Source organism: Kitasatospora sp. NPDC057936, from assembly GCF_042887525.1.
Taxonomy (GTDB): Bacteria; Actinomycetota; Actinomycetes; order Streptomycetales; family Streptomycetaceae; genus Kitasatospora.
The window spans coordinates 1-7,630 of sequence record NZ_JBHVPD010000181.1 but is presented as its reverse complement, the minus strand read 5'-3'; the positions used below and the strand labels follow the sequence as shown (position 1 = coordinate 7,630).

Sequence of the window (7,630 nt, the reverse complement as noted above, 5' to 3'; positions counted from 1 at the left end):
GGCCCGGCTGGCGCGGGCCGCGCGGACCGCGCCGGGCCGGCTGCGGCTGGCCGGGGCGGTGCTGGCGGTGCTGACCGTGGCGTTCGGGGGGCTGAGCGCCTGGCAGCTGGAGACGCGGGCGCAGGCCGCCGAGCGGGTGGTGTCGTACAGCCAGCCGCTGAGCGAGGCGGCCGCGGACATCCACCGTTCGCTCGCGGACGCGGACACCACCGCGGCCACCGGCTTCCTGCTCGCGGGCGCGGAGCCGAAGGCCGTCCGGGACCGCTACGAGCAGGACCTCTCGACGGCCGCCCGGCTGATCGCCGAGGCCGCCGCCCGGACGACGTCCTCCTCCCCCGCACAGGGCTCGCTGGCCCGGCTGAACCAGCAACTGCCCGTCTATGCGGGCCTGGTGGAGAGCGCGCGGGCGGACAACCGGCAGGGCTTCCCGCTCGGCGGCGCCTACCTGCGCTACGCCTCGGAGCAGATGCGCAACGTGCTGCTGCCGGCCGCCGCCGAGCTGACGGCGTTCGAGGACAAGGAGCTCTCGAACGACTACGACGAGGCGAAGTCCGCGCCCTGGGGCGCCTACGCGCTCGGGGTGCTGACCCTCGGCGCGCTGGTCTGGGTGCAGGTGGTGCTGTTCCGCCGCACCAACCGGGTGTTCAACGTCGGCCTGCTGGGCGCCACCGCCGCCGTCCTCGCGGGCTCGCTCTGGCTGGCCGTCACCGGCGCCACCACGAGCGCCGCGCTGGACGACAGCGACCGCCTCGGCGCCACCCCGCTGCGCGCCCTCAACACCGCGCGGGTGGACGTGCTGACGGCCCGCCTGGCGGAGAACCTGCACTACGTCGCCCGCGGTTCGACCACCAAGTACGCGGAACTGTGGTCCGCGACGACGACGCACCTGTCGCAGGCCGTGCCCGCGGGCACCCCGGAGGCGTCCCGCCCCGGCTCGCTGCCGGAGGCGTTCCGGCTGGCGCCGGCGTCCGCCCGGGACGCCGTCGGCGAGGCGGCCCAGCAGTTCGACTCGTGGTCCTCCCGGCACGACACGGCGAAGATGCTGGAGACGGACACCGCGGACTACCAGGGCGCCCTGGACGCGACGGTGACGGCCGACCCGGCCAAGGCGCCGAACACCGCCGACGCCGCGTTCAACGCGACCGACCAGCAGCTCGCGAAGGCCGCCGACGCCGAGCAGCAGCAGTTCCACAAGGCCGCCGACGGCACCGACGGCGACCTGCGCACCACCGCCGCCGCGGTCGCCGTCCTCGGCCTGCTGGCCGCGGCGGCGGCGCTGCGCGGCCTCGGCCGCCGACTGGCCGAGTACCGGTAGAGGGGGGACGGACACATGCGCAAGGGGACAGTACGGACCCGCACGGTGACGGCGCTGGCACTGCTGGCGTCCTGCGCCGCCGTGCTCGGCGGGGGCGGCCCGTCCGGCGCCGCACCGCTGGCGGCGGAGGCGGCACCGCTGTCGCCGCCGGCACCACAGGCCGCGCAGGCCGGACCCTGCGACATCTACGGCAGCGTCCCGCCGAGCACCGAGGACGGCCCGGCGGTGAAGGCCGTCAAGGCCAAGCGCAGCCTGGTGATCGGCGTGGACCAGAACAGCTTCCGCTGGGGCGCCCGCAACCCGAACACCGGCCAGATCGAGGGCTTCGACATCGACCTCGCCCGCGCGATCGGTGCGGCGATCATGGGCGACCCGAACAGGGTCGTCCTCAAGCCGGTGGCGACGGCCGACCGGGTCGACGCCATCCAGAAGGGCCGGGTCGACCTGATCGTCCGCACCATGACGATCAACTGCCAGCGGATGGAGCAGGTGGCCTTCTCCAAGCCGTACTTCAACATCACCCAGCGGGTGCTGGTGCCCCGGTCGTCCCCGGCGAAGAACCTCGACGACGCGATCACCGGCAAGACCGTGTGCGCCGCCAACGGCTCCACGGCCGCGACGGTGCTGAAGGACGTCAAGAAGACCGCCAAGCAGGTCGTCCCGGTGGAGAACCAGCTGGACTGCCTGGTCCTCATGCAGCTCGGCAAGGTCGACGCCACGATGACCGACGACGGCCTCGCGGCCGGCCAGGCCGCCCAGGACCAGACCGTGCGGATCGTGGACGGCGAGGCGCAGCCCGAGGTCATCGGCGTCGCGATGCTCAAGAGCAGCCCCGATCTCACCGCGCGGGTCAACCAGGTGCTGGCCGACTACTACGCGAGCGGCGCCTGGCGCAGCTCGTACGAGCGGTGGCTCAAGCCGTACATGCTCAACGACGCCGACCACTACTGGCCCGGCGCGACGGCCCACTAGGAACGGCCGCCGACGGCCCTCCGGCGGCCCTCCGGAGGGCCGCCGGGCGGCCACGGCCCGCACGCGGGCCGTTGACGCCGTCTTGACGCCCCGCGCCCGCTCCGCCCGAAGGAGCACCGGCTAGGGTTCGGGACGATCACCACGGGGAGACCCGTCGTGCACGGGGAGATCCGCAGCCCGTCAGGGCCGGGTCGGTGAAGGAAGGATGGACGGCGGTGGCATCTGCTGGCCCGGTACTGAACCGGGAGGAGGTGGACCGCGCGCTCGCGCGCCTCGGCGCAGAGCGCGACGCGGTCGAGTCGGCGCTGCTGGCCCTGCAGGACCACCCGGGCCTGCGGCTGCTGGACGGCGCCGAGCTGTCCGGGCGGACGCAGGAGCGCTGGGCCGTCGCCGGGAAGGGCCTGCCGCTGCTGTGGGCGCTGTTCGACCGGTACTCCGAGGCGCTCGCCTCCGCGCGCGCCGTGCGGGCCCGCAAGGCCAAGCCGGGCTCGGCCGAACTCGCCGAGCTGAGCGAGCTGTTGACCGGGGACGCGGTGACCGTCCCGGGCGGCGCGCTGCCGGACGGGCCGCAGCTGCTCGGCGCACCCGCCAAGCTGGTCGAGCGGGTCAGCCTGGACGCGCTGATGGCCAGGATGAACTCCTGGTACGCCACCGTCCTGGAGGTGGTCAGCGCCGCCGACGCGGTGTGGTCCGCGCTGCCGGCCAGGATCGACCTGCTGCTCGCCGAACTGCACCGGGTGCGCACGCTCGCCGCCTCGCTCGGCGTCCACGCCGCCACCCACCCGCTGGGCGACGACCTGGCCGGACTGGAAGCCGACCTGACGGCCCTGCGCACCGAGGTGCGCGGCGACCCGCTCGCGCTGTGGCGCCCGGCCCGGGTGCCCGCCCAGCGCGGCACCGTGCCGGAGGGCGGCGCGTTCGCCTCCCCGTCCGGGGTGGTGGACACCGAGCGCTTCGACCGGGCCGGGCGGGCGCTGGACGGCGTGCGGCTGGAGCTGGAGAACCTGCTGCGGCTGCGCGACGACGCCGAGGAGCGCCTCCAGGGCGTCGGCGACCTGCTCCAGCGGGCCGACGCGACGCTCGGCGAGGCCCGCCGGGCGCGCGGCGAGGTGCTGGCGAAGATAGCCGCCAGCGACGTCCCCGCGGTACCGGGCCCGGCCTCGGCGCTGCGCGAACGTATCGTCGTGGCACTGGAGTTGCGGCAGGCCGGGCAGTGGGGCCGGCTGGCGCCGCTGCTGGACGCGCTGGAGGACGCGGCCGCCAAGGAGCTGGCCCGCGCCCGCCAGTCGCTGACCGAGGTCACCCAGCCGCTCGCCGTGCGGGCGGAACTGCGCGGCCGGCTGGACGCCTACAAGGCGATGGCCGCCCGGCTGCGGGTGTCCGAGGACCCGGAAGTGATCGAGCGGTACGAGAAGGCGCGCTGGCTGCTGTGGAGCGCGCCCTGCGACCTGCGGGCGGCGGCCGCCGCGGTGGCCCGCTTCCAGCAGTCGCTGCGGCCGGCGCACGCCGAGTCCGCACACGAGGAGGCCGGCCAGACGCCGGTCGACGGACAGGTACAGGGGGGCTGAGGTTGATGGGCGAGGCGTGCACACGGCCGGATTGCACCGGCAACGGGACGATCGACGCCGACGGCTACTGCGACGAGTGCGGGCTGGCCCCGGTGGCCGGCACCACCTCCGCGAAGGCCGCCGCGCCCCCGAAGGCGGCGGCGGGCCCCGGCGCCCCCTGCCCGCGCGACTGCTCCGGCACGATCGACGCGGACGGCTACTGCGACGAGTGCGGCCTCACCGCGCCCGGCGGCGAGACCGGCACCACCCAGCCGTACGTGCCCTCGGCCCGGGTCGCCCCGGACACCGGCAACTCCGTCCGCTCGGCCCGCACCGGCTCCGCCCGCTCGATGTCCGGCCGCTCCCGCTCGCACCGCTCGACCCGCACCGGCAGCAGCCGCTCGGTCTCGGTGCGCAGCACCCGCGGCAGCGTCAGCGCGGGCACCCGCAGCCGGCTCGGCGCCGGCCTGGTGACCGTCCCGACCGTGGAGACGGCCGACCCGTCCCTCGCGGTGCTGGAGAACCCCGAGGTGCCCGAGCGCAAGCGCTTCTGCGCCAAGTGCGAGGCGCCGGTGGGCCGGGAGAAGGACGGCCGCCCGGGCCGCCCGGACGGCTTCTGCACCAAGTGCGGCACGCCGTACTCGTTCACGCCCAAGCTGCGCCGCGGGGACCTCGTCGGCGGCCAGTACGAGGTCGTGGGCTGCCTGGCGCACGGCGGCCTCGGCTGGATCTACCTCGCGGTGGACCGCCGGGTCAACGACAAGTGGGTCGTCCTCAAGGGCCTGCTGAACACCGGCGACGAGGACGCGCTGGCCGCGGCCGTCGCCGAGCGGCGCTTCCTCGCCGAGGTGGACCACCCGAACATCGTCCGGATCATCAACTTCGCCGAGCACCTGGACATCGGCTCCGGCTCCACCGACGGCTACATCGTCATGGAGTACGTCGGCGGCAAGTCGCTCAAGGACATCGCCAACGACCGCCGCACCGCGGACGGCCGGCGCGAGCCGCTGCCCGTCGAGGTGGGGATCGCGTACGCGCTGGAGGCGCTGCCGGCGCTCGGGTACCTGCACGCCCGGGGCCTGATCTACTGCGACTTCAAGATCGACAACGTGATCCAGAGCGGCGACGCGCTCAAGATCATCGACATGGGCGCGGTCTGCCGCCTCGACCACGACGGCCCGATCTACGGCACCGTCGGCTACCAGGCCCCCGAGATCGCGAGCCTCGGCCCCTCCCCCGCCTCCGACCTCTACACCGTCGCCCGCACCCTCGCGGTGCTCACCTTCGACTTCCAGGGCTACAGCACCACCTACCGCGACACGCTGCCCGGCCCCGAGGACGTCGAGGTCTTCGCGACGTACGAGTCGTACTACCGCTTCCTGGTCCGCGCCACCGACCCCGACCCGGCCCGCCGCTTCGCCTCCGCGGAGGAGATGGCCGACCAGCTCACCGGCGTGCTGCGGGAGGTCCTGGCCCTCCAGGACGGCCGGGCCCGGCCCGCGCTCTCCACCCTGTTCGGGCCCGAACTGCGCGTCGTCGACACCGAGCTGGTGCTGCCCACCGAGCAGACCGGACAGCTCAGGGTGGCCGAGCTCGACCCGGCGGCCGCCGCCCTCGCGCTGCCCGTCCCCCGGGTCGACCCCGGCGACCCCAACGCGGGCTTCCTCGCGACCCTGCTCGCCACCGACCCCCAGGAGGCGCTCGCCGCACTGGCCGGCGCCCCCGCCGACTCCGCCGAACGCCGCCTGCGCGAACTGCGCGCCCTGCTCGAACTCGGCCGCCACAGCGAGGCCCTGGCCGCGCTCGCGACCCTGGAGCAGGACCACTCCGACGACTGGCGGGTCGTCTGGTACCGCGGCCTCACCGCCCTCGTCGGCGCCACCGCCGGAGCCGACGCGAGCGCGGGCGAGCCGGACGAGGCCTCCCTGCGGGCCGCCGCCGAGGCCTTCGACGCGGTCTACGACGCCTTCCCCGGCGAGAGCGCCCCCAAGCTGGCCCTCGCCATCTGCGCCGAACTGCTCGGCGACGGCGGCGACGCGGCCGAGTTCTACCGGCTCGTCTGGACCACCGACCAGTCCTACCTCAGCGCCGCCTTCGGCCTCGCCCGGGTCCGCCTCGACGACGGGATGCGGCCGGACGCCGTCCGCGTCCTGGAGTCCGTCCCGGCCACCTCCAGCCAGTACACCGCCGCCCGCATCGCCGCCGTCCGCGCCCGGCTGCGCGAGCGCGCCGCGACCGAGCCGATCGGCGCCGACCTCGCGGCCGGCTCCGACCAGCTGACGGCCCTGCGGCTGGACGACCGGCGGCGCGAGGAACTGTCCGTCGAGGTGCTCCAGGCCGCCCTCGGCTGGGTCACCGCCGGCTCCGCCGGGGCCGGCCAGGGCGGACGGCCGACGGTGCTGGGACGACCCGCCGACGAGCGGGAACTGCGCTTCGCCCTGGAACAGTCCTACCGGGTACTCGCCCGGTTGGCAGACCGGGCCGAGACCAGGATCGAGATGGTGGAACGGGCCAACCGCGCCCGCCCCAGGACGTGGGTGTAACCGATGCCGCAGCAGACCGTGTGCCCGAGCTGTTCCGAACCGCTGGCCCCGGAGGACGCCTTCTGCGGCGCCTGCGGGACCGGCCGGGACAGCCGGCCCGCCCCGGGCGCGATGCCCGCGGGCTGGGCCTCCCCCCGCGCCGAGTCCGTCCCCGCGCAGCAGCACGGGCCGGTCTGCGTCCACTGCGCCCTGCCGCAGGTCGGCGCCGACGGCTACTGCGAGGCCTGCGGCGGCGCCCAGCCGCGCCCGCGCGACCACATGGAGAAGGCCCTCGCGGGCGTCGCCGGGGTCAGCGACCGCGGCGTGCGCCACCACCGCAACGAGGACTCCTTCACCGTCGCCGCGACCTCGCTGCCCGGCGGCGAGCCCGTCGTCGTCGCCGTCGTGTGCGACGGCGTCTCCTCCTCGGACCGCCCGGACCAGGCCTCCGAGACCGCCGTCGACGCCGCCTCCGAGTCGCTGCTCAGCGCCCTGGAGGCCGGCACCGACCCGGACGCCGCGATGCGCCGGGCCATCGCCGACGCCGCCAAGGCCGTCGCCGACCTCGCCGGGGCCGGCGCCGGGCCCGCCCGGCCCGACCTCAACGCGCCCGCCTGCACCTACGTCAGCGCCATCGCGGCCGGCGGCCGGGTCACCATCGGCTGGGTCGGCGACACCCGCGCCTACTGGATCCCGGACGACCGGGCCGCCGCCGAGCCCTTCCGGCTCACCCAGGACGACTCCTGGGCGGCCCGGATGGTCGAGGCCGGCCTGATGGGCGAGGCCGAGGCCTACGCCGACCCGCGCGCCCACGCGATCACCGGCTGGCTCGGCGCCGACGCCGAGGAGGTCGTCCCGCACACGCTGGACTTCACCCCGCACGTCCCCGGGGTGCTGCTGGTCTGCACCGACGGCCTGTGGAACTACGCCGAGGCCGCCACCGACCTCGCCTACTACGTCCGGCCGGACGCCCGGACCGAACCGCTCGCGGCGGCCCAGGCCCTGGTCAGGTTCGCGGTCGCGGCCGGCGGCCACGACAACATCACCGTCGCCGTCCTGCCGATCGACCCGCCCGCCCGGCCCGACCCCGAGGAGGTCGAGCAGACCCCGACCGCCCTCGACCTGCCGGTGATCACCCCGGCCGGGGCGCGGCCGGACCCGGAGGACGACCCGGACTACGAACCGACGCTGCCGGACCTCCCGGTGATCGGTTCCCCGGCCGCCCCGCTGCCGCCGCAGGTCCCGCCGGCGCCGTCCGCCCCGCCGGCACCGCC

5 protein-coding genes are annotated in these 7,630 nt (G+C 75.7%); all 5 read left to right on the top strand.

Going from position 1 to position 7,630, the window contains the following annotated elements; translation table 11 throughout:
• Positions 1-1,315 (top strand): hypothetical protein (locus ACFVU9_RS45000; protein ID WP_387603793.1); only part of this gene is annotated, 1,315 nt, incomplete at its 5' end.
• Positions 1,316-1,330: 15 nt separating this feature from the next.
• Complete coding sequence (locus ACFVU9_RS44995) at positions 1,331-2,287, top strand: glutamate ABC transporter substrate-binding protein (RefSeq protein ID WP_380448852.1); 957 nt, start codon at positions 1,331-1,333, stop codon at positions 2,285-2,287.
• A gap of 215 nt (positions 2,288-2,502) precedes the next feature.
• Positions 2,503-3,855 (top strand): hypothetical protein, encoded by a 1,353-nt coding sequence (locus ACFVU9_RS44990; protein ID WP_380448849.1) that lies wholly within the window; start codon positions 2,503-2,505, stop codon positions 3,853-3,855.
• Between the two features lie 5 nt (positions 3,856-3,860).
• Entirely contained in the window at positions 3,861-6,377 is a 2,517-nt protein-coding gene (locus tag ACFVU9_RS44985) for a tetratricopeptide repeat protein (RefSeq protein ID WP_380448847.1), read from the top strand.
• Between the two features lie 3 nt (positions 6,378-6,380).
• A partial coding sequence (locus ACFVU9_RS44980) for a protein phosphatase 2C domain-containing protein (protein ID WP_387603788.1) occupies positions 6,381-7,630 on the top strand: 1,250 nt, incomplete at its 3' end.